This window comes from Shewanella sp. MTB7 (assembly GCF_027571385.1).
GTDB lineage: Bacteria > Pseudomonadota > Gammaproteobacteria > Enterobacterales > Shewanellaceae > Shewanella.
Genome location: NZ_CP085636.1, coordinates 3,681,518 through 3,705,266, shown reverse-complemented (window position 1 = coordinate 3,705,266; position 23,749 = coordinate 3,681,518). Strand labels below are relative to the sequence as shown.

19 protein-coding genes and 1 pseudogene are annotated in these 23,749 nt (G+C 42.1%); 12 read left to right on the top strand and 8 right to left on the bottom strand.

Going from position 1 to position 23,749, the window contains the following annotated elements:
- Positions 1–42 precede the first annotated feature (42 nt).
- The 9 genes from HWQ47_RS15945 (at position 43) to HWQ47_RS15905 (ending at position 8,659) form a co-directional block, all read left to right on the top strand.
- Positions 43–594 carry a GNAT family N-acetyltransferase gene (locus HWQ47_RS15945; protein ID WP_326515431.1) on the top strand — a complete coding sequence of 184 codons (552 nt, stop codon included), beginning with the start codon at positions 43–45 and terminating at the stop codon, positions 592–594.
- Positions 595–725: 131 nt separating this feature from the next.
- Positions 726–1,172: a hypothetical protein gene (locus tag HWQ47_RS15940; RefSeq protein WP_442802060.1), complete on the top strand. Its 447-nt coding sequence runs from the start codon at positions 726–728 to the stop codon at positions 1,170–1,172.
- Between the two features lie 78 nt (positions 1,173–1,250).
- Positions 1,251–1,637 (top strand): hypothetical protein, encoded by a 387-nt coding sequence (locus HWQ47_RS15935; protein ID WP_269967051.1) that lies wholly within the window; start codon positions 1,251–1,253, stop codon positions 1,635–1,637.
- Between the two features lie 275 nt (positions 1,638–1,912).
- The gene (locus HWQ47_RS15930) at positions 1,913–2,599 is read left to right on the top strand and encodes an ABC transporter ATP-binding protein (RefSeq protein WP_269967050.1); all 687 of its coding nucleotides are present in this window, start codon (positions 1,913–1,915) and stop codon (positions 2,597–2,599) included.
- 25 nt (positions 2,600–2,624) lie between these two features.
- Entirely contained in the window at positions 2,625–3,614 is a 990-nt protein-coding gene (locus HWQ47_RS15925; protein WP_269967049.1) for an HlyD family secretion protein, read from the top strand.
- Positions 3,611–4,822 (top strand): efflux RND transporter periplasmic adaptor subunit, encoded by a 1,212-nt coding sequence (locus tag HWQ47_RS15920; RefSeq protein ID WP_269967048.1) that lies wholly within the window; start codon positions 3,611–3,613, stop codon positions 4,820–4,822. The genes HWQ47_RS15925 and HWQ47_RS15920 overlap by 4 nt, the downstream gene beginning before the upstream one ends.
- Positions 4,823–4,875: 53 nt before the next feature.
- Positions 4,876–6,078, top strand: a complete 1,203-nt coding sequence (locus HWQ47_RS15915; RefSeq protein WP_269971763.1) for an efflux RND transporter periplasmic adaptor subunit — start codon at positions 4,876–4,878, stop codon at positions 6,076–6,078.
- Between the two features lie 8 nt (positions 6,079–6,086).
- Positions 6,087–7,334: an ABC transporter permease gene (locus HWQ47_RS15910; protein WP_269971762.1), complete on the top strand. Its 1,248-nt coding sequence runs from the start codon at positions 6,087–6,089 to the stop codon at positions 7,332–7,334.
- 284 nt (positions 7,335–7,618) lie between these two features.
- Complete coding sequence (locus HWQ47_RS15905; protein WP_269967047.1) at positions 7,619–8,659, top strand: Preprotein translocase subunit SecY; 1,041 nt, start codon at positions 7,619–7,621, stop codon at positions 8,657–8,659.
- 96 nt (positions 8,660–8,755) lie between these two features.
- Here the strand turns inward: HWQ47_RS15905 and HWQ47_RS15900 are convergent, their stop codons facing one another.
- On the bottom strand, positions 8,756–9,787 hold the full coding sequence (locus tag HWQ47_RS15900; RefSeq protein ID WP_269967046.1) for a DUF7450 family protein: 1,032 nt from the start codon (positions 9,785–9,787) through the stop codon (positions 8,756–8,758).
- Between the two features lie 273 nt (positions 9,788–10,060).
- Here HWQ47_RS15900 and HWQ47_RS15895 point away from each other — a divergent pair, with 273 nt between their 5' ends.
- Positions 10,061–10,729, top strand: a complete 669-nt coding sequence (locus HWQ47_RS15895; RefSeq protein ID WP_269967045.1) for a hypothetical protein — start codon at positions 10,061–10,063, stop codon at positions 10,727–10,729.
- 43 nt (positions 10,730–10,772) lie between these two features.
- Here the strand turns inward: HWQ47_RS15895 and HWQ47_RS15890 are convergent, their stop codons facing one another.
- A complete protein-coding gene (locus tag HWQ47_RS15890) occupies positions 10,773–12,497 on the bottom strand; it encodes a tetratricopeptide repeat protein (RefSeq protein WP_269967044.1) in 1,725 nt (574 codons plus the stop codon).
- A 270-nt stretch (positions 12,498–12,767) separates the two neighbouring features.
- On the opposite strand from HWQ47_RS15890, the gene HWQ47_RS15885 reads away from it, so the two are divergent.
- A complete protein-coding gene (locus HWQ47_RS15885) occupies positions 12,768–13,463 on the top strand; it encodes an aspartate/glutamate racemase family protein (RefSeq protein WP_269967043.1) in 696 nt (231 codons plus the stop codon).
- A 110-nt stretch (positions 13,464–13,573) separates the two neighbouring features.
- Here the strand turns inward: HWQ47_RS15885 and HWQ47_RS15880 are convergent, their stop codons facing one another.
- On the bottom strand, positions 13,574–14,875 hold the full coding sequence (locus HWQ47_RS15880) for an anaerobic C4-dicarboxylate transporter (protein WP_269967042.1): 1,302 nt from the start codon (positions 14,873–14,875) through the stop codon (positions 13,574–13,576).
- A gap of 495 nt (positions 14,876–15,370) precedes the next feature.
- Here HWQ47_RS15880 and HWQ47_RS15875 point away from each other — a divergent pair, with 495 nt between their 5' ends.
- The gene (locus HWQ47_RS15875; RefSeq protein WP_269967041.1) at positions 15,371–18,199 is read left to right on the top strand and encodes an ExeM/NucH family extracellular endonuclease; all 2,829 of its coding nucleotides are present in this window, start codon (positions 15,371–15,373) and stop codon (positions 18,197–18,199) included.
- A 113-nt stretch (positions 18,200–18,312) separates the two neighbouring features.
- Here HWQ47_RS15875 and HWQ47_RS15870 read toward each other — a convergent pair whose 3' ends face one another.
- The 5 genes and pseudogenes from HWQ47_RS15870 to HWQ47_RS15850 form a co-directional block, all read right to left on the bottom strand.
- A complete protein-coding gene (locus HWQ47_RS15870) occupies positions 18,313–18,633 on the bottom strand; it encodes a YdbL family protein (RefSeq protein WP_269967040.1) in 321 nt (106 codons plus the stop codon).
- A 27-nt stretch (positions 18,634–18,660) separates the two neighbouring features.
- Positions 18,661–18,861 (bottom strand): YnbE family lipoprotein, encoded by a 201-nt coding sequence (locus tag HWQ47_RS15865; RefSeq protein WP_144041698.1) that lies wholly within the window; start codon positions 18,859–18,861, stop codon positions 18,661–18,663.
- 87 nt (positions 18,862–18,948) lie between these two features.
- Positions 18,949–22,476, bottom strand: coding sequence for a YdbH domain-containing protein (locus HWQ47_RS15860; RefSeq protein WP_442802230.1), 3,528 nt, complete (start codon positions 22,474–22,476; stop codon positions 18,949–18,951).
- 108 nt (positions 22,477–22,584) lie between these two features.
- Positions 22,585–22,683: pseudogene (locus tag HWQ47_RS15855) on the bottom strand (D-hexose-6-phosphate mutarotase); the annotation flags it as partial.
- Between the two features lie 109 nt (positions 22,684–22,792).
- On the bottom strand, positions 22,793–23,641 hold the full coding sequence (locus tag HWQ47_RS15850; RefSeq protein WP_269967038.1) for a D-hexose-6-phosphate mutarotase: 849 nt from the start codon (positions 23,639–23,641) through the stop codon (positions 22,793–22,795).
- Positions 23,642–23,749: the final 108 nt, after the last annotated feature.

The window sequence follows — 23,749 nt, the reverse complement described above, 5'->3', positions numbered from 1 at the left end:
AAAAATGAATTCCTAACAGGTCATTATATTGTATTAGAGCCAATGACTTTGGAACATACTGCGGCATTATCTCTGGCCGCCGCTGATGGTGAACTTTGGACTTTATGGTATACCAGTATCCCCCACCCAGATAAGATGAAATGGTATATAGAAGCAGCATTAGCGTCGGAGAAGGTGGGAGAAACATTAGCATTTGTTGTTAGGGATAAGCGTTCGGGTGAAATTATTGGGTCAACACGGATCTGTCGATGGGATCAACAAAATCGACGATTAGAAGTTGGTTATACTTGGTACGCAAAGCGTGCGCAACGCACAGGAGTTAATACCGAAGCTAAGTTACTTCTATTAACATATGCGTTTGATATATTAGATGTTATTGCAGTAGAGTTTAGAACGCATTGGTGTAATCAAGCGTCAAGAGAGGCGATAACTCGGATGGGAGCTAAACAAGATGGTGTGTTAAGAAATCATCAGTTATTAGCAGACGGTACTATTAGAGACACCGTTATTTATTCCGTTATCGATAGCGAATGGGCAGGAGTAAAAGAAAAACTTCACGCCAGATTGTCTCAACATGTAACGGCTGCCAATTAGTTTGGGATTGGATTTTTAATGCTAAGGGTTAAATATTCAAGACAGAGAGTTTATCTAATCACTTGAAATTAAGTAATAACTAAAGTAAAACATAATAATTTATACTTTTAGGTTTTGTGCTAGGGAGCCCAATGTTGAATTTTTTAATCCTCAAATTGAATTCTGGTCGTATGTTGACAACAAGAAGTCTTATTGCTGTGCCTTTATTACTCAGTGCTTCGGCTATGGCAACATCTAACCCAAGCGAGGAGGAGGTGGCTTTTAACAATGAGGTATTGGAGTGCGCGTCTTACTATCAGATCAGTTCGAATGCCATCGCAAGCATGAATGCGCCACAAATGAAGGCTGTAGGTGACCGCTTACTCAACTCCTCAGTGCAGGCTATTGAATTGGCCGAGCAATATCAGAATAAAGATGTTGTTGCGAGTTCGTTATTACAGATAAAAGAGCAACAGTTGGCGAGTCTACCGAACAATAAAAGTTTAGGTTCACTGATGGGAAAGTATAAAGTTGCTTGTAAATCACTTTTAGCCGAACCACAAAAACGTTTGGACTACTGGATCATGGCTACCATGTAACATGTGCATTATGAAATTTTATTTGGTGATTCTCTGTCTATACACTTACTCAGGTTTATAAAATAGAAGATAATAAATATGAACTACTTCTTTATTGCAGCTTCAATTATGGGATTGATGACTTTTTTTGGTCATTTTAGTTTTGGTCGACAGCGATATTTAACTCCCATGATTGAATCGGATTTAGATCCAGTGGTAAAGGGGGAGATACATTGTGTCTTTCATTTTGTTTCCGTGTTCATCGTGCTTTCTACGTTCGTCCTCGCAGCCTGCGGTTTTGATGTGATATCAAGTATGCAAGGTTTTGGTTTAGTGCTGTTTGTGGCGCTAAACTTTGGGATATTTGCTATTTGGCAACTCTTTCTAGCCTTTGATAGCGAGATACAATCACCCTATCGTCATCTTTTTCAATGGGCACCATTTGCTAGTATTTCTATTTTGAGTCTAATGGGGATCTATTTTTAGGTTTCCCTCGAATGCAAGCCTGCTACTCCGCTTTTTTTTTACTCCTATTTCAACTATTTCCTATTGATCTAACATGCTTGTTTACTTATCAAATTGTGGAGTTCTCTGTCAATTTGTTGAACTTTGTGTATCTTAATACTCTAACTAACCAATTGCGTGTGTGATGTAACAATTTATATGTTTTTAAAGGGTTGTAGAAATGTAACGCCTTGTGTTGAGGCATTGATTTTCAAAATTTTTATCGATTAATATAAGTACAAGTCTAAGCGAGCATTATGATCAAAGTGAGTGGATTAACCAAGGAATATCAGATGGGCGATACCTCAGTGTTTGCTTTAAGGGGGATCGACTTTACGATTAATGAGAATGAATTTGTCGCTATCATGGGACCATCAGGCTCAGGTAAGTCGACATTAATGAACATCATCGGCTGTTTAGATAAACCAAGCACTGGTAGCTATCAGCTTAATGAACAAGAGGTAGCAAGTTTAGATGATGATGCCTTATCTGCTGTTCGCAATAAAGAGATTGGTTTTGTTTTTCAAAGTTTTCACTTACTGTCACGTCTGAGTGCAGTTCAAAATGTGTTATTGCCTTTACGTTTTTCCAATCCTCCTAATAACGATACCCAATACGCGAGTGACTTGTTAACACGAGTTGGGTTAGGTACACGTCAAAAACATAGGCCTAATCAATTATCTGGCGGTCAAAGACAGAGGGTCGCTATCGCTCGAGCTTTAGTTAATCGACCCGCAATTTTACTTGCTGATGAACCCACTGGAGCTTTAGACAGTAAAACTTCGGTCGAGATTATGACGCTTTTTACTGAGTTACATAAAGCCGGACAAACCATTATTCTTGTCACCCACGAAGAGGAAGTCGCTGCTTATGCACAACGAGTCATTCGAATGCGTGATGGTAACATTATAGAGATAGAAGATCGGAGAGTGCATGTCGCTTAATTTTTACTTTAAACGGTGCACAGTGATGTGGTTTTCAGTACTGGTTTTTCCGCTTGTATTCAGTTGTATTCCAGCAACTACAGCGAGAGAATCTGTGGCAGTTAATCCTGTTCAACCGGAATCTTTGCTATTAACAGGGAAAATATCCTCAGTTAAATCCCAGTCATTTATGGTGCCTAAAGCGGGTGACGCTTGGCGATATCAAATACAGTGGATGATGCCGGAGGGAGAGATTGCAATACCTGGACAAACTGTGATTATTTTCGATAAGAGCCAAATAGATAATCAGATTGAACAGTTGGAAGCGAGCTTGCTAAGAGTCACGGCAAAAGAACAAAGTTTGTCGATAGACTTAAAATCTGGGGTGCTGCAGGCAAAGTTTGATCTAAAGCAAAAACGGTCAGAGCGAGATAAGAGTTTGCTTGATGCTAATGTGCCAGCTGATTATATTGCGGCTAAAGAGTATGCCGAAAATCAATTTAAGCTTATGAAAGCTAACAGTGAACTGACTAAAGCCGAACAAGCATTGAAAGAGGCGTTAGATAAGCAAATGGCAAGTCAGGCGCAGCAGACTATCGACAGGCGTCGAGCCAGACTTGAACTACAACAGGCTCTAGATGGCATTGAACGATTGACATTGAAAGCTGAGATTAAAGGACCCATTCTTTACAGTAGTGATCCTAGATCAGAGAAGAAATATGCTGTTGGGGACACGGTGCAGATCGGCCGTCAAGTTGCCAGTTTACCCTCGATGGAAGAGTTAGAGATTGTGGCTTGGGTGAGCGAAGTTGATGTTGATAAGATAGAGGTTGGTAGCCAAGTAAACCTAAGGTTGGATTCCCAATCAGATATGAGCTTCATTGGCCAGATTAAGGATATTGGTCGACAAGCGCAGAAGCAAACAGCCTGGGGCAACAGCAATTGGTTCAAAGTAGGCATTAACTTTGAACGGAATATTAAGGTTAAGATTATTCCGGGAATGAGCGTATTAGTGAGTTCAGAGGTGAAGCCATGAGACATAACGTCAAGGCTATTTCGGCTAATTTTACTCACAGAGTTGTTATTGTATTCTTGCTTACTTTACTCTCGGTCTCAATGTTGACGGCCTGCAATAATGCCCCTGTGACTTCCGTTGAAATGGGGGTTTTGGATCAAAGTATTGAAGCGTCTGGCGAACTTGTTTCTGCAGATACCATCTCTTTAATGCCACCGGTGATACGTCGGGTATGGCAATATCAGGTTCAACAGTTAGCCCCTGAGGGGGCTGAAGTAAAGCGAGGAGATCTGGTCGCCCAACTTGATACCTCTGAGCTCACACAACGTCTTTTAGTTAAAACGGCTAAATTAGAGGCTACGCTTCAAGATATCGAGACTTCAAAGCTAAGGAACGCGCAAAAGTTACAAGAGCTGAAGTTATCTTTGGCCGAAGCCAAGATGAATTTAGAGAAGGCTGCGCGCAAGTATGAACTCTCAGATGAAACCGTTGCGGCTATCGAAAAAGTGAAATATCAGAAAGATGCAGAGATAGCCAAGGATAAGCTTTTGCTCACCGAGCAAAAGTTAGCACTTGAGGCTAGAAGTGCTAAGCAGAGGCTGGTGATGTTGATGGGGGATCGTCAGAAGTTTTCTGCGGAAGTAGGGCAACTGAAACGGGGAATTGACTCGTTAACGCTTCTAGCTCCACGTGCAGGCATGGTGGTTTACGGTAATGACGCTAAAGGGAATAAGATTAAAGAGGGGCAATCAATTTTTATGGGCGATGCAGTATTGAGCATTCCAGATTTAAGTCATATGCAGGTCAATATGACCATCCCTGAGGTTGAAGCAAGTCGAGTTAAATTAGGCCAAGCATTAAAAATCACACTCGATGCTAATCCGGGGAGAGTTTTCTCGGGCAACATTATCGCACTTGGTGCTGTGTTTCGTAATAAAAGTCAGGATATTCCTCTGGTTATTTTCGATGCAGTTGCCAGCATAGACGAACCTGATGCTGAGTTAATGAGGCCAGGCATGACAGCTAAGGTATCAATAGATATAACGAGTGAGCAGGAGGCGTTACTTGTGTCTGTTGATGCTGTGCATTACTTAGCAGGTGAAGCATTTGTGTTAACGCCGGGTGTATTTAGTCATCGAAAGCGACCTGTAACTATTGGCAAAATAGGCAAAAATCAGGTCTCTATTATGTCGGGTTTAGTGTTAGGTCAAGAGGTACTCTTGCCATGAGATACAGCATTATGATCCTTGCTCTAGCTAAGGCTAGTGCATTTAAATTGCCAATGTATCGGTTAAAAGCAGCGATTTTGATTGCTTGCTTAACGGTGTCAGCATGCAGTCAACAAAATATAGATGGCGTGCTCACCATGGAAGTCCAGCGTGCTGATTTTAAGGTCGACATTAGGGCGGTGGGGGAGTTAGAAGCGAGTCAATCTACAGCTGTGACAGTGCCTACAGGTTTAAGAGGCCCCCAATCTTTAGCATGGATATTAGGCAATTTCACTCAAGTTAAAGCGGGGGATGTGGTTGCTAGAATGGATCCTGAACGAGAGCGTTATCGTTTGAAAATGGAGCAATTTGATTACGATAAATTAGGTTTTGATAGCTTGATCCAGACCGAGAAAGATAACACGACAAGTCAAACCTTGATCGAGGGAACTCAAGTGACCAGTCAAGAACAAGATCTTGCTGAGCGCTACTTCAGTGATGATGAACGTGTTTATAACAAGATTGAGATCATCGATCAGATGCGAAATCAGGATTACCTCGTGGCTAAGATGCACTATTTTGATTGGGGTTTGGGGCAACACGGCTCTCAAGCTGAAGCCGAACAAGAGTTGATTAAGCTAAAGCAAAAAGGGCACACCGCAAAAATAGAACGGTTTGAGAATAATTTGCAACAGATGGAGATAATCGCGCCCCACGATGGTCTATTCGTATATCAAGCTGGGTGGGACGGTTCACTTCCTGTGGTGGGGGACATGATGTGGTCAGGATTTTCCATTGGCTTGTTACCAGATATTTCAGTTATGCAGGCAAGAATGTATGTGCAGGAGTCTGAAGCGGCGGGACTTGCAATAGGGAAAGCTGTAACCGTTTATCTAGACGCTTACCCGGACAACCCTTTTCTTGGAAAAGTCACGCAACTGGATGCATTAGCAAAACCGAAAGATAAAGACAGCCCGGTTAACTATTTTCAATTTATTGTGAGCTTAGATACAACATCGGTCGATATTATGCAACCCGGCAGACAGGTTCGTGCAAACGTGCATCTGTTGAATTTAGTGAAAGTATTAACCGTACCAAATCAATCTCTCTTTCATGAAGATGGACAGTACTGGGTCTACTTGAAAGCCGATGATCGTTTTATAAGGCATGGAGTGATCCCTGGGAGTCGAAGCTTAAATCGTACTGAGATCTCTGTGGGGCTGAAAGAGGGGGATGTTATTGCGCTTACGACACCACCCAAAAGGAGCCAGGTGTGAAATATTTGATGGGCCAAAGTCAGGTGTATATCGAAGGCATAAAACAAGCATTCGATGAGATGCGTCACCATAAGCTTCGTACTGCGTTAACCCTGTTAGGCATGATATTTGGTGTAGGAGCCGTGATCGCTATGCTCAGTGTTGGCGAAGGGGCCGAACGTGAAGCGCTTAAGATGATAGAGTCCATGGGTGTCAGAAATTTAGTGGTTAACGCCAGGTCCGCTGACGGGGATGCATTAAAGTCAATTCGAGAACATAGTTTAGGCTTGAACTTAAGGGACGTAGAAAGCGCTAAAGAGACACTACCTTTTGTCGAACTATGGAGCGCTGAAAAGCAAGTTAAGACGTTTAGTTTATTCAGTTTGGATGGGCGGAGTGATGCGCAAGTAAAAGGTGTGACGCCCAGTTATTTTTCACTTAGTGCATTGAAGCTAAGTAGCGGTAATATTTTTGATGAGAGTGACGATCGCCATTACAGGCAAGTTACGGTGCTGGGGCCTGAAGCCGCTCGAAGCTTGTTTCCCCATGGCAAAGCCATCGGCAGCGTGATTAAAATTAACCATCAATGGTTTACTGTCGTTGGTGTGTTAAGCGATGCCGACGTGGGGCAATCTAAAATTCAAGGTGTGAAACTAGGAGGTGAGCGAAATCAAGTGTTCATTCCGTTGTCGACGGCACTGAAGAAGTTAAATTTCAAGCCTCTAGAAGATGAATTAGATACCTTTAAAGTGTCGATATCTGAAGACGTGGATCCCTCGCTGGCGGCTAAAAGCTTGCGACACTTAATTGATCGCCGCCATGGTGGTGAGAGAGATTACGATATTGTCGTGCCAGCGGATCTGTTAGCCCAACATCAAAAAACACAGCAAATATTCAATATCGTGATGGCGTGTGTTGCTGGTATATCTTTGCTTGTGGGCGGGATAGGGATCATGAACATTATGTTAGCGACGATCATGGAGCGTACCGGTGAGATTGGGTTATTACGGGCCTTAGGGGCGAGACGAAAAGATATCGCGCGTCAGTTTCTGATAGAGAGTATTGTAATCTCTGCAACTGGGGGAGTGATCGGGATTGGAGTCGGCTTGTTATTGGCGATGGTGATATCAACGGCGGCGGGGTGGCCAGTGGCTTGGTCTCCATTTGCTATTATCTTGGCTCTGGGGGTATGTATGACCATCGGCGTTGGTTTTGGGCTCTATCCCGCTAAAAAAGCGGCTAAGCTTGATCCTATTGTGGCCCTGCAAAGAGATTAACCTATTAATACCAGCCCAGTGTTAATCATGGGCTGTATCCTTCCATCTTCTGACTCCTCAAACCGTTATTCTGCTATTAATGTGTGGATCACTGAACACTAATTAATCTATGCCTGTTTAAGTTTTATTCAGAAAGGTTGGAAGTGGATAACAATCCAGCTGTAGTAAGGGTTTCAAAGGATTTACTTAAGAGGTGATAGCTAAATTAAGGTATCATTACGCTCCATTTTTCGTCTGGTCAGTTACCAGACAATGAGCTTTGCTCCCCGAAATAGAAGCCTGTTATGTTTTATGACCAAAATTTAGCTGTACGTTACCCTAAAGGCCCTTTTGCCATGTGGAGCGTTTACAGTTTCACTGGTGCCTCAATCCTAGCCTCCATCATTTTTTCATTACTGCTCTTTTTATCGATTGATGATAATCCGCTGATGCAGCTCCTATTTGGTGGTTTGGCAATTACCTTTGAACTGGGCAAGTTTTTTGCTTGGTATGAGGTGGGTGAACGTCATGCAAGACGTAACTACTCAGGCATGATTTTCGCGTTAGGCTTCTATGCTGTTCTCGCTGCTATCTCTATCGGTGGATCGGTAGGGGGAATAAACAGTGCTACCAATAAGGCCCAAAGTCACGTTGATTTACAGCAGAGTAAAGTCAACGCTTTTGACATGCAAATAGCCGCTATCGATAAACAGATAGCACTTAATAATATTGCCGCTGAGAAGTACATTCAGATGGAGCGAATTGCTGTGGGCGTTGTCCGCATACAAAAAGAGAACAAGCGTTTAAGAGACGAGCAGCAAAAGCTGGCAATGGAAAGAGACCGTCTGCCACTGGCTGAACAAGGCTCTGTTATTGGACTTATCGATGGCTTAGCGGTGTTTCTAAATACAAGCCCTCACACGGCGCAGCTGGGATTAGTGGTCTTTCTCTCCATTTTGCTTGATTTCTTCGCGGCATTTTTTGTGGGTTTGATCGGTGAGGAAAATCGTTTTCGCCACCAATTTCTAAGTATGAAACCCATTACTATTGATGCATTTACGACGCATGAAATGAAAGAGCCCGAGATGCTGAGCCATTTTACACCGACAATAAACAGTGAGTTCGATGTTACGGCGTTTAACGAACCTCAAAAAACGCCCTATGAACGTGTTCGTGATGCTTTGAGTTCAAATCAAGTGACTTGCAGTAAGCGCGCTGTGGTTAAACAACTTAATTTAAGGCCCGATGAAGTTGATAAGATTTTCACTCGGTTATTTAGTGAAGGGATGGTGACTAAAAAAGCCAACAACCACTTTCAATGGCAGGGTATAGAAATAGAAGGTTAATTTAATAGCGTCATAAGACTGCGTTTAACTCATCTCTCTAACCTGTTCGGAAATAGACTGATTTATTGAGTTAAACGCATTTGGTTTTAGTGTGGTTTAATGCTCTTTGAAGTTAATGGGCCTTGATACTCCCGCCTCTTTTTTAATAGGTCTACCGGGATTGATACGTGAAAGGTGCTTTTTACTTGAAGGCACGCAAAACAGCTCTCTTTGACCATTTACAATCTGATCCGGTGCGAACTGGTTATTTACTTCCAAACGCTGACTTCTGACCTTGTTTTGTTTCACATAGTTATAGCAGACCAAGTGACGCTCTTTATTCTGTATTCTAAAGTATTTGTCATTATGACGTTTAGAAGAGGGATTACACAGAAGTACAGGTTTGCCTAATACTGCTCTGGTTTTGCCAAACTGATCTTCAATCATGATTGTTTCATTGGGTAACCTATCCCCCTCTTTTACATTGTAACATTGGTAATGCTCGCCAGGCATATTGACGGCAACGGGCTTAGCCTTGACTAAATTATTACAAGCGGTGGTGAATACCGAATAGGTTTTTTTACGCAAGTTGTTGGTTGACCAGATCCATTTAAAATTATTGCTATTGACACTGTTCGCCAACGGAAAGTTGAGGGAGCCCCAAGGAGAGGTGCCAGAAACAACAGTCCCAGGGAAGTGATAGGGGGATTGCCCATTTGCTAGAGAGGCTGAGATCAAAGCGTTAATTTGTGAGGCGTTGGGTCCTCCATTTTGCGCCCAACCCGACGAAGTGATATTTGATTGATAAGCCTTAAACCTTCCTGAACCTGAGTAAACCGCATTATCAGCTTTCAAAATGGCTGACATGCCTTGGGATACTTTGCCATCTCCCCAAGCAATAACGCTGACTGAACAGGTTTTTAATGCGCTAGGGTCGTTGTTAATATTGAAAGTAAATGATTCAACATTTCTCCACTGACTGCCATGAGCGCCACGATAAACCACGTTATTTGGGCTGCCGCTTCCCGGTGAATGCACCACAATAAAGTCATTATCAACAGCCACATTACCTGTTACTGTGGTTGCTCCTACTATTCCTGAGGCGCTGATTAAGTACATACTGATTAGTGTTTTCTTTAATATACTCATTTTGTATTTCCCTCTACTAATACTAAATCTCATGTTGTCAGCTTTATTTACATTATTAGCTGACTTTATAAGTTGACTTAAACTGAAATTTAAAATTAACAGGAATAAATATAAATTCATTAAAGTTAGAGGGTTAAAAAGGGGGCGCTTTTGTTTTTACCCAAATTTACCCTAATATTTTGTGGACTCATTGGCAGTATCTGAATAAGTTGAATCACATTGAATTGATTAAATCAATTGACTGATTTACTGAAAATAAACGAGGGAAACGTTATGAAAAAGATATTAACATTGGCTTCATTGTTGTTGATTGCTGGCGGGAGTTCTGCCCATCAGTTAGCTTTCGACAAGTTGACTCCAGGCCATAAAGCCACTAGAACCGTCGTTTCATTCGACTTAAATGAGCAGGAAATCATTAATCAATACCATTTTAGGGCGAAGTATTTTGATATCGAAAAATGGATGGAAAGTCAAAATCTGGTATTAAAGATGGATCACCTTGCCAATGTCGAGATAGCAAACCACGGGGTGCATACTAAGCAGTTGCAAGAACCTGAAATTATCTTGAATGATCAAGGAGGTTTTCATGGAGCTATTGATCCTTTCAATAAGAGCAATAATTTAACTGGAAATTCAGGAGGCGAGGTAAATAGTGTCGTTAATCGAGTCAATATTGCAGGGCTAGTGGCAGTGTCTATGTGTAATGCCTATGCAAGTGTCAATATTAAGCAAGCTTCTTACCATCTCACACCTCAGTTTATTGCCCCCGTCAGTTTGCTTCAAGGGATCAACCCAAGTACAGCAGAACTGAGTGATTACTCCCTTAGCGAAGGGGTTAAATTTAACTGTGTCTCCCAGATTGATCATGCTAGGCCTATGCCCAAAGAGAGTATTAAGGATTTTAAGCACTTAAAGCAGGGCGCAGTTACCAAAGTCAAATAATAAGATGTACTCTCTGTTAGTACCAAACTGTGCCTATTACCAATTAGGCTTCCATCGACTCACTCTTTACCTGTAGCATGATCTGATTCAGGTGAGATGTGAGTAGGTCTCTGTCATCGTTAGATAAATCACATTCAGATAAAATGAAATGGCAGGTTTTCACCACGTTACGCCATCTTGGATTATCAGGTAGCTTCTTTAGGCTTAAATATTTATCCAAAGAGCGGGTTCTTAGCCGTCCTGAATCAACTGATATTTTCCAAATTTTACTCCTGTCAGCAAGTTCTACCTTGTTGGTTTGGGTCGCTTTCTCCCAAAGGGCAATACAGTCGATCATGGTGCTGACCAGCAGTTCAGATAATGGTTGGCTTGAAGGAGAGACTGTTTGTTCACTCTCATCATTGATGAGTAAAAATAGTTGCTGTTTATGGGATTCGATAACAGTGAGAAGGTGTTGTTGGGCTTTTCTCTTCTTAACAATATAGAGAGAGATGATAAATCCGATCAATAGACTGATACTGGTGATGATCAACGATAGGTTAACCAGCTTATCAATCTTTTGAGTTTTACTTTGATTAATCACTTGCTCTTCAACAAGGGCCCTTTGAATTCGCTCATTTTCAATCTCTTTTTGAATAATATTGATGTTTTCACTGTATTTAGCTTCAAGCAGTGTTTCATGCAGTGCTTGGTATTTTTTTAAGTAGACTATGGCTTCGTAGGGATGGCCATTATCATAATAAAGCTCACTGGCGTAGTGGTATATTTTCATTTTTTGCAATGCATCTTGATTTGAGTCATTGCGCTTGATGGCTTCTTCGGTATATTCGATGGCTTTTAGATCATCAACCTCATGTTTTGCAAGCTTGGACTTTAATAGGTAGATATCACCATGGAAGGAGTGTTCATCAGAATCTAGGTGTTCGGAGAGCGTTTTTATCACTTCACTTGCAGGTTCGAATTCATTGGCGTTGATGTGTATGTATGCAAGGGGAATTAAGGCTGTGATGAGATCGATTTTGTTTAAGGTATCACTGTAAGCACTGATGATTTTATTAGTGTAAAAATAGCGCTTGTGGAATTCACCATTAATGTTGTAAATATCAGCAAGTTCACTGTAAAGATGTGACATGCTGGTGAGAATATGGATATTTTTATTTTTACTCGTGTATTTAAGATATTGCTCTAGAGATAGCTCAAAATATTTTTGAGCTTCTTGGAATTTTTCTAATTCTTTATATATTAACCCTAAATTATTTAGTGTGTTAGCAATGTAAAAGCTATTTCCAATTTTCTCTTTAAGCACTAAACTTTTTTTATAATAATCTAATGATTTTTGATAGTTATTTAAATATTGTTCCGTTAATGCTAAGTCGTTATAGCTCTTACCTAACCAGAGGTCTGATGCTTGTGTTTGTGCGATGACAAAGGCTTGTTCAAATAACTCTTTCGCTAATAAATACTCCTTCTTATAGAGATGTTGAGTGGCTTTTTTACGAAGCCACAAATATTGAATTTCATCGTTTTTATTGAACTCATCACTTTGCTTAACCGTATCAAGATAATTTTCAGCCGCTTGACTGTCACCTAAGTCTAAATTGATATCATAAAGGGCGAGCATGAGCTTAGCGGTGATGAGCGGGTTGATTATCCTATCGACTTGCTCAAGCTTCTCTTCACACACGGTTTTGCTAATCTGTGCACTCTCTCGCTTCATACTCATATGACATTGTTCTACACTGGAATCTTCAGCGTGAACTGAAAACATGCTAAACAACGTAATCAGATATAAGTAGGTATATATATGAGATTTCACTTAAGTGTATGCCCTTAAAATGTTGCAGTTTTGATGGTAGACAAGGCTAACTAACTAAAAGTTTGGCTACTTTTGGTAGTAGAGTCTTATTTTTCATTAGTTATTAACATATACGTATTGCTTGGCTAGGTACAGAGTTCATACAAGTGCTTTGAGCTAGCGTGTTGAGCGTGGCATTATTCTAAAGTGACAATTTTCAATATTAAATGAATAGGAAAGACTGTGAAAACCATTGGATTGATAGGCGGTATGAGTTGGGAGTCAACATTGAGCTATTACCAGGCGCTCAATCTCGGGGTTAAAGCTGAATTAGGCGGCTTACACAGTGCGAAAATTGTACTCGTTAGTGTCGATTTTGCCGAGATTGAACGGTTGCAACATCTTGGAGAGTGGGATAAAACGGCAGAGGTCTTATCTGAAGCTGCGATAGGGTTAGAGGCTGCAGGTGCGGATTTCTTTATGATCTGTACTAATACTATGCATAAGGTTGCAGACAAGGTACAGGCTAAAGTGAATATCCCTTTATTGCATATTGCTGATGCAACCGCTGAATTATTGGTTAAAGATGGGATCAAAAAAGTGGGATTACTGGGGACACAGTTTACCATGTCCGAGCATTTCTATAAGGGAAGACTAACGGATAAGTATGGTATTGAAGTATTGTCGCCTAGTCTTGCTGAACAGTCTATTATTCACCGTATTATTTATGAAGAGCTATGCCTAGGTATTGTAGATGCTAGCTCACGGGCTGCATACGTTGAGATTATTGATAAACTCAAAGAGAATGGTGCGGATGCGGTTATTCTAGGCTGCACAGAGATAGGGCTCTTAGTCAAACCGACTGATACTACAGTGGCTCTTTACGACACAACGGCCATTCATGCTGACGCTGCGGTAAAAATGGCGTTAGATATTTAATTGTTAGTTATGCCACTAGCAGTTCTGATTTTTCTCGTAAATAGAGCAACAAAAAAGGGATACTTCAGGTATCCCTTTTTTGCTTAAGGCCATGTATCTTTATTAATAAGTTAAAGTACCAAGCTACCTAAAGCAAAACCTAAACCAACAGCAGTAGTAATCGTCACTAATCCAGGAATAAGGAAGGGATGGTTGAACACCATCTTACCTATGCGAGTTGAACCAGTATCGTCCATCTCTACCGCTGCAAGAAGTGTCGGGTAGGTAGGCAATACAAATAGAGCACTGACCGCTGCGAATGAGGCGATAGCTGTTATTGGTGCAACACCGATAGCTAACGCGGCTGGCATCAAGGCTGTGGTTGTCGCGCCTTGAGAGTAGAGCAACATAGAGGCAAAAAATAGGGTTATGGCCAACATCCAAGGATATTGATTGAGTATGTCAGCTGATAACGCTTTGATCTCACCTATGTGGCTAGAGACAAAGGTATCTCCTAGCCAAGCGACACCCAATACACAGATACAAGCGCACATCCCTGATTTAAAGGTGGGCGCATTGGAAATCTCTGAAGGATCAATTTTGGTGATAGTGACAATCGCGGTTGCTGCAGCAAGCATGAACACCATGATGGCTTCATTACGACCTAGTGCTGGGTCTTGAATTAGATTCACTGAATCAGATATCAAGGTTGCGTACACTATGACGCTGATTATCGCGGTGACAAAGATATAGGTAGCTGTCTTTGCTGTAGGAAGAAGAGTACGCTTTGTCTGTCCTTGCAGCTTAATCAATCCCTTGGCTTGACGCTCTTGAAATACAGGATCATCTTTTAATTCGCAACCAAGGAAGTTAGACACGAATGCGCCAACCATACAGGCAGTAAAAGTGGTTGGAATACAGATAGCTAACAAAGTGAGATAACTAACGCCAAGCGGTTCTAAAATACCTGAAAAGAAGACGACTGCGGCAGAGATAGGCGAGGCTGTTATGGCGATTTGCGAAGCGACAACAGAGATCGCCAGTGGGCGTGACGGTCTTATCCCTTGCTCTTTAGCTACTTCGGCAATGACTGGCAAGGTGGAGAATGCAGTATGTCCGGTTCCTGCAAGTAAAGTCATAAAATAGGTCACTATTGGCGCATAGAATGTGATGCGTTTCGGGTGTTTCCTGAGAAAGGTTTCCGATATATCGACCAGTAACTCAAGACCTCCAGCCACTTGCATTGCCGCGATGGCTGCAATGACTGACATGATGATCAAGATGACATCAATAGGAATATTGCCAGTATCGACTCCTAGAAAAAGTGACAAGACTAAGACACCAGCACCGCCAGCAAGCCCAATGCCTATCCCACCAATACGAGCACCAAGGTAGATAAAAGCCAGTACTACCAGTAATTCAACAACGACCATAATTAACCTTAATTTAAAACAAACAGCGAGAATACCTATCATCGACAAATATATTGAGATGCCTGAGGAGATGAATTTTTGTTTTCAGTACAGCTTGCCCCTAGACACTAAATTTTACTCTCGTTATCTCTAATGTAGAGGCGTTTAATTTATTTTTCTTTAAGACTGTGAGTCTGCTCACGTGTGGGTGGAGTTTTTAGGTGCCTGGTGCACGGTTGTTTAAGTTTGTAACAGTAATATATCTGCATACCCCTCCATCTTTGTCTCTACGCAACTAATCTTCTCGTCTGTTTTATATCATAAGTATTTTTAATCAAACTATGCGAAGAGGTTCGTAAGTTGTATTTACCTTGGTGCCACCTTCCTGTAACTTAATGGTAACCAGTGCGATTTATACTTTGTGCTGATTTTTAGGTTTGAAATAACAGTAATTTGAACAAAAGAGTCAAATACTGAAATAAAAAGATATTTAATGGATGATATTAAGGGGTTAATATGTTTACCAAAGCAAGCTTGCTTGCCTTGGCGATAGGTGGTGTGTCCACGTTCGCACAGGCAGCTGATGATCTGATTTTTTCTGAATATGTCGAAGGCAGTAGTAACAATAAAGCCTTCGAACTCTACAATCCCACAGTTACTTCAATCGACCTTAGCCAATACCAAGTCGAATTTTACTTTAACGGTAATACTACTGTTGGCTCTAACATTAGTCTGAGTGGCTCATTGGCTGCGGGTGAAACCTATGTGGTTGCTGATAATGATGCGAGTGCCGAAATTTTAGCGATTGCGGATCAAGTCAGTAATAGTAGTTTTTTCAATGGTGATGATGCCATTGTGTTAACGTCAGGCGGTGAAGTCGTCGACAGTTTAGGTCAAGTGGGTTTTGATCCAGGAAGCCAATGGGGCAGTGGCGATTTATCGACACAAAATAACACATTGCGTCGTAATCCTGAGATGTTAACTGCTGACACAGTAGCAGATGATGTTGCCAGTTTAGACACTTGGCTTGGCTTCGCTCAGGATGATATTTCAGATCTTGGTCAATTCGATGGTTCAGGTCCCATTGATCCGCCACCTCCAGTCGAGCTAGTGTGTCATGATCCTGCGGTGAGTATTCATGCTGTGCAGGGCCAAACTGATGTGAGTCCGTTGAATGGACAAACCATTGAAGTTGAGGCTGTTGTTACCAGTAATCAAGAGGCCGGTCTTAAAGGGCTCTTTATTCAGACTCCAGATGATGCAGTTGACGCTGACCCTCTCACTTCTGAAGGTGTATTTGTTTATACCGGTGGTGGGACTGATTACCTCGCGGGCGATCTTATCCGTGTTCAGGCTGTGGTCAAAGAATATAACGGCTTAACAGAGTTGGCAGATATTGTGTCACACACATTGTGTGGTTCATCACAAGCGATGCCAACTGCTGCAAGCGTGACACTGCCTGTTGCTGATATGGCCGATCTTGAAGCCTTTGAAGGGATGCGTGTGAGTTTCGCTCAGAATCTCGTCGTTAATGAAGTGTATAACCTAGGCCGTTTTGGAGAGTTATTGTTGGGTAGCCAGCGTCACTTTATTGGTACGCAAGTCGCAGCGCCGGGAGCGGATGCCCTAGCGGTGACTGCAGCCAATGCAAGAGACGCGATTGTACTTGATGATGGTTTAACGTCTCAAAATCCTGATCCCGTTCGTTATCCTGCGCCTGGTTTGAGTGCAAGTAATACGGTGCGTGTTGGTGATATGGTCACAGGTCTGAATGCAATGATGCATTATGGGTTTGGTAAGTATCGTTTAATGCCCGTTGATACGGTCAATTTTGTTGCCGACAACGCCAGAACGTTAGCACCCGATCTCGCTGCTGGTGGTAATTTAACCGTGGCCAGTTTTAACGTACTCAACTACTTCAATGGTGACGGTGCGGGCGCTGGATTCCCAACACCACGAGGGGCGGATACTGCGACGGAGTTTGAACGTCAACGAGTCAAAATTATCAGTGCTATGGTTGGGATCGACGCCGATCTGTTTGGTTTGATGGAGATTGAGAATGACGGTTTCGGTGGCAGTTCAGCCATTGCCGATCTGGTCTCTGGTCTTAACATAGCGCTTGGCGATACCCGTTATGGTTATGTCAATGCCGGTGGTAGTGGGATCGGAATCGGAACCGATGCGATTGCAGTCGGTATTATCTACCGACTTGATAAGGTTACTCCAGAAGGGGCTGCAAAAATTCTATCATCAGCTAACTCGCCGTTAGATGGTGATGGTCAACCGCTGTTTAATGACGGTAAAAATCGTCCTATGCTAACGCAAGCTTTCTTGCTTAACGATAGTGATGAATCGCTGGTAGTGGCTGTGAACCATTTAAAGTCGAAGGGCAGTAACTGTGACAGTCTTGGGGATCCTGATCTCAATGATGGTCAAGCTAACTGTAACTTAACACGTACTCGTGCGGCGCAAGCGGTGGGAACTTGGTTAGATGGAGAATATCCAGAGGCTGCAATTCTGCTTATTGGTGACTTGAATGCCTATGCGCAAGAAAACCCATTGTCGGCATTAAGTGATGCAGGCTTTACAGAGTTGTTTGCCCACTTAGGCAAAACAGGGGCTTATTCTTATGTGTTTTCAGGTGAAACGGGCCAGCTAGATCATGCATTAGCCAATAGTGAGCTGCTCGACAATGTTGTCGATGTCACTGAGTGGCATATCAATACCGATGAGCCACGCTCGATTGATTATAACGAAGAGTTCAAGTCAGCTTCTCAGTTAGAGACGCTGTATAATGACGATGCATACCGCTCTTCAGATCATGATCCTGTTATAGTCTCTTTACTGCTTGAAGCCGCTAATGTGGCTCCTGTAGCCAGCTTTACTTCTGATATTCAAGGCGCAGTGGTTAACTTTACTAGCACCTCTACTGATGAAGATGGTTCCTTGGTAAGTTACGAATGGCAGTTTGGTGATGACAGTGCCGCTAATGGCGAAAGTGTTAGTCATGAATATGCACAAGATGGTGATTACATTGTGACATTAACGGTTACTGATAATGGTGGCTTAAGCCACAGTGTTTCACAAACAATCACGATTAGCACTGAGCCGGAAAATATTAATCCAGTTGCTGTGATCCATCATATCGACCTTTGGTTTATCGATATCTTCGTCTCGCTTAGCTACGATGAAGATGGCTACATTACTCGTCATAAATGGAAGTTTAATGATGGCAGTCGGGTATCTGGTCCGGTAGCGGTCAAGTTTGCCAGTCGCGCCTCTAAAGTTAAATTAGTGGTGAAAGACAATGATGGTTTGAAAGACAGTGCTACGTTAAGATTCTAACTTAGCCGTTTAGTTAACAGTAAAAAGCCCGCGTCGCGGGCTTTTTTGTTGGTGCATACCAATCAGTATAAGAAAGTGACCGACTCAGAGTATTTTGGGCAAACTAATGAGTGCTATTTCTTTATCCATTTACCGCTTGAGTCTTTTATATATTGGCCTCGTTTCGTTGCCTTCATGGCCTTCTTCGCCGCGAGTTTGGCCACTTCACTGACAGTGATACCATTCTTCTTCGCTATTTTTTCATAGTGAGCCTTACGCTTGGCATTAACCTCTTTGGCAACGCTATTGGCTTGAGGTTCGTTTATGACGATGCCCAAATATCCGTTAGCTTGCTCACCGACTAAGCCTTGAGATTTTGCATCCTGTAAAGATAGGGCAAATGCATTTAAGCTCAGCAGTAGACCTGCAGTGAACACGAGTAATTTAGTTTTCATTCTCTACCCCTTATCTTGCTGAGTTGGTTAAAAAAGTTCATCATTAGTAAGTAGCTCATCTAGCTCTTTGTCCACTTTAATGCGTATCTCATGTTCAATCTTAACGTTAAGATTAATCACTATGGGTTTATCCGGCGGCGCTATCTGTATTGTTGGCGTGCAGCCAGTCATCAGTAGCAGAGCGATAATTGCGCTTAAGCTAGTGCGTTGGATGGGCAATTTTTTCACAGCAAGTTCCTTTTAATCCTGTGTTGGCTATATACGAACTATAACCCGTTTAAGATGACGATAAGCTGAACGCCTCAGTTTGAATATTTAATTCATGGACTGTTCAATTTGAGTCTGCAATTTATCACCTATCTGCAAACTTTTTAAAAGCTGTAACATATTCTCCTCCTGAGAGTAGTTCAAGTGGATAGGTCGTTCAATCCCTTTTGCTCTTCCTTTTACATTCACGTTTAAAATAGCATCTCCCGATGGTTCCATATCGAAGCTGCTGGAAAGTTGCGAATACTCAAGATGTTCTAAAGCTGAAAAGGCGAAATTCAGATAGGGTTGTGAGCTTCTCATTTGCTCAACGGCAGGATTACCGTTTAGTGTAATAAGTCCTCCCGGCGCTCTGGCGGCCAGTCGTCCACCACTTACAGAGACTTTTCCGTCGACCAGTTCTACGGGCAGTACACCATCGAATGTACCGTCAGCATAAAGGCCTACTTGAGGTTGGATGGCAATAAGTTCTGCTAAACTGAGCCCCTGTAAAACTAAATACCCGTAGGAACGTTCTTTCAGTTTAAGGCTGAACTCAGGTAGGGTGAACTCACCGCCTAAAAGCTTACCAGCGGCATTCATCTGTATATTGAGATCTGATAGATTGGCGAGTATGTTTGCTGACGGCTCTTTGTGTGCAGGATCGATAGGGTGCTCTGAATCCAAAGAAACTGAGAGGCTGGCATGAGAGTTGAAATCTTCAATAAGCACGCCTGGATTAAAAGCTGTAGCAGAAAGGTTTATATCAGGGCAGGAGAGTGTGCTTTGCTCCTTACTGTCCAGAGTCTCTCTCTCTCGACTGTTGTGTAAGCTCAGTTGGCAGTTGGCATCCATCGTAGCCTCTTCAAACGGTAACTCATTTATGCTACCGCTGAGTTTGCTGAGTGTTGGAGCGAAATCTAAAACGAACTGGCTGACTTTTTGAGTCGACATATCATCTTTTTTATTTGCCAAAACCATCTTTTGGGTAAACTTATAACTCGCATTGAGCGCTGCATGTCCATCGGCATAAAATGCAGTTGGTAGAGGATAAGTTGCTTCAACTACAGCTAAAATGGTACTAAATTCAGTATCAAGGTTAACTTGCCCTTCAATGGATAGCGGGGTCAAACCTTTATGAGTCAGATTAGGTGTTACCTTGTGTTCTGAGTTGAGTTCTAGTTCATCGAATTCCCATTGCTCATGGGTGACTAAGCGTGTTGTATTCCAATTGAACGTTTGTGTCACTGTGCCTTGATAAAGCTGCAATAGCTTTTCGGTTCTAAGACGCTTATTTTTGTGATAAAGACGCGTTACCTCTAAACCCTCAATATGATACTTAGCGTTATTCACCCAAGATGTTTGGCTGAGTAATCGCGGTAAACTAATGCCATTTTTCAGATTCAATTCTAGGGTTGTCGGTTCAAATATTGTCATTGATAGTTGTGGGAGAAGGCCTGTAACCTCTTGATTTCTTGGTGTGGGAGATTGAGCTTTTGCCTCCTTATTTTCAACGACAGTTTGCCCCTCTTGCCTAGAGATATGGATGAATTCAGTGTCTGTTTGTTCCAATGTAAAGCTGGGGAGTTGTATCGTTAACCAGCCGCTAGTCTTACCCGTGTCAGTATTCGTGTTGTCATGAACACTGTTTACGATAAAGGTATCCAACGAAGTAAACCTTGCCTCTTGGGTTGAGATTGAAACAGACGGTGGGGTTAATTGCGCTTGTGCATTTTCCTGTTTATCAATAAGTGAACTTAGCTGCTTATCTAAAAACCTCACCCCAGAAGAGACGAGTGAGAATGTCGAACCGGTGAATTGAAAACTCATATTTGCCAGATCATGTTTGTTATCTGAAGCGACTTCTGCAGTGAGATAACTTGGCGCTATGGCATAAAAGGTTAAATTATTAGCTTTAAATTCTATCTCTTTAGCTTTAGCTGAAGGTTGAGGATGATAGTAGCTTATCGGGCCTAGGGCTAGCGTTAGGCTAGGTAACACGAATGAAACGGCACCAGAGTCATAGCTGGCTTGAAGGGGAGAGTGACTAAATAAGGAGAATGATGCAACTTTCATGTTCATCGCTGCATTTTTGTCATCACTAACAGCTTCTACGCTAAACCCTTCACTGATGAGCCGTATCTCTTTATCAACATTCAGGCTTAATTGGACATCATTGAACTGGAGATCCTGATGACTTGGGCTGAGGGCTTTGTTATTCAGCTGCGCTAGCTTAAGCTCTCCATGCATAACGAGTGACGTTTTAGCCAGCGTGAGTTTGGGCGAGGTTAGGTTCTCATCAAAAAGCTGTTCAAGCCCCAATCTGTTTTTTGTTTGAGCCTTGAGCGACCACTGACTATTGAGTGTTGGACCGCTATCATCAACGGGAAGTTTAAGGTTTAGCTCTTTTAGAGAGCTTGTTGCTGTGACATTTTCATTCTCAAGTGATAACTGCACATGCTGTGCTTTTATCTCTCGAGATTGAAATGAATAGGAGAGCGGCTTATTTAATGAGGCCACTAGCGTTAACTTACTAGACTCCTTTTTATTTTTTTGATTGCCGAGGTGTAACAGATTGATGATTTTGTTACACTTCTCATCATTGATAAATGAGAGCAGTGCTGCCTGTTGTTGATGATTAGGTGCCAGTTGTAGAGAGAGAGGGAGCAGGGTTAATGATAAATCTGCTATATGACCGTTTATCTCAAACTTAATAAGCCGGTTAGGCGAGTGTTGGGGTTCAGCATTCGGGAATACAACTGAAGTGTTTGGCAGCAGGGCTAGCGTGCTTGGCTGTATGGTTAAATTCGATAATTTAGTTAAGGTGACTTCAGTGTCAACCAGCTCATGAATGGAATATAACTGAGCGGTTTTAAGGTTTAAATCAGCTTGACTGTTAAGAGTGCCATTAAACTTCAATCCAAGTTTATCTAATCTTGCTTTTGCCTGTAACAGTAAACTTAACGCACTGCTATCATGAACTTGTTGGGTTATTTGGGTTAACAGGGTTTGAAGCTGCTCGAAGACAATGGAAGTTGAAATAGTCCATTTTTTTTCATTTAGCTGAGCATTTAAGGCGAAAATTTTTTTGCCCTGTAGATTGAGCAGACTGGTTAATTGTCCCTGTTTATCTAATCTTAGGTACGCTAAATCTATACTCAAATTCGTGGACGGGATCCCTTTAAACTTGAGCTGGGTATAACCGATATCTATTTGAGGAAGTTGGGCGATATTCAACGCCAGAGTGGGTCCTTGGGAGTCAAACGTTTTGCCTTCATTCGTGAGCATGTTTGGACTAAGGGTGACATCGATGCTACCCAATGCAATCTTCAACAGTTGGTCAGCAGAAAAATTAAATAGAGAGAGATGTTTATCGAATATGAGGTCGACATCTTTGATTTTGATTTCGCTTCCATTCACCTTCAATGTCAATTTTGGCAGTTGCCAATGGGTGATTGAGTGGGGTCGTATGCTGATTTCGGTGATATGGGTGTTATATTTGACTAGATATTGATTTGCAATTTTCATGGCAAGCCACTCATAGCTAAACATTATTGCTATGAGTAGGCAGGTACAGATAAAAAAGAGAGCGAGCATAAGCCGCTTTGCTCGGGATAACGTACTGCTCATCAATAGTGATTTTCTATAGCCAGTCAATAGTGTTTGAGTCTAGCATGATGAAAACACAAATATGTGAGAAATGACTTAACTTTTCCAGCGGATCTTGGTCGTTATGGTATGAGATTCATCTGGAGCCAATGTCACCCTATCGTCGAGCACATTAGCGGCTTCCAAGCAGCCCATTGCAAAGAGAGGTCGTCGTTGTCGTTAAATCGAGAGCGCTGTAGTTAACCTGAGAGACAAAAAAGGCCGAATGATTGTCGGCCATTGATAAATGGTTAACTTGTGCTGGTTAACTTTTCCAGCGGATCTTGGTCGTTAAGGCATGAGATTCATCTGGAGCCAATGTCACCCTATCGTCGAGCACATTAGCGGCTTCTAAGCAGACCATTGAAAGGTAGTCATCGGCATTAAATCGAGATAAACGTTGAGACTTGTCTATCCAAGGATTCCAGAGTACGGCTGAGTTACTGTTCTCGCGACCGACTTCAATGATCCCCGTAGGGGTATGCAGTGCTTGAATATCACTTAGCTTGGTATAGACTCGGTCAGTTTCCTTGTCGAACAATACCTCATCGCCTTTTTGCTTAAAAGGACCGTCACCAAATTCAATATATTGAGAGCCTTCAAAACCAGTGGCTTTAAGTTTAGCAATATCACCAATAGGGAAGTAAGTATGTAGGGCTTGGGTGAAGCTAATCGGGTGATCAGATAAGTTAGTATTTCTTAAAGAGACCGTTAAACTGTCATTTAAGATAAACAGCATCTCGACACGGGTATCATGTGGCCAATATTGTTTATCATCTTCTCTTATTTTTAGGGTGAATTTAAGTTCGACACCAGAGTCTTGCATCTTTACTGATTCAAGATCCCATAAACGGGTACGAGCAAATCCATGTTGCGGCCAGTCAGGATTATCATTCATACCAAACCAAGGCCAGCAAACGGGGATCCCGCCTCTTATACCGCTGCCTACTTGATAATCATCGGCACTCGAAACCCAAAGTAATGGGGCTTGGCCTTTAGGCTGGAAAAAATCAATTTGTGCGCCTTGTAAAAAAATTCTGGCTTTACATGCTGGCGTATCCACATCTACGTACTCTAAGCCATTAACGTGTTTCTTGGTTGTCACTGAACCCATGAACTGTCTCTCCATTCCAAAATACTGAACGCACTATTCTTGATCGGTCGTCGGAATAATAACGGAGTTAGCTTAGCGTGTTTTACTCTTTTTCATAAGAGGAACTTG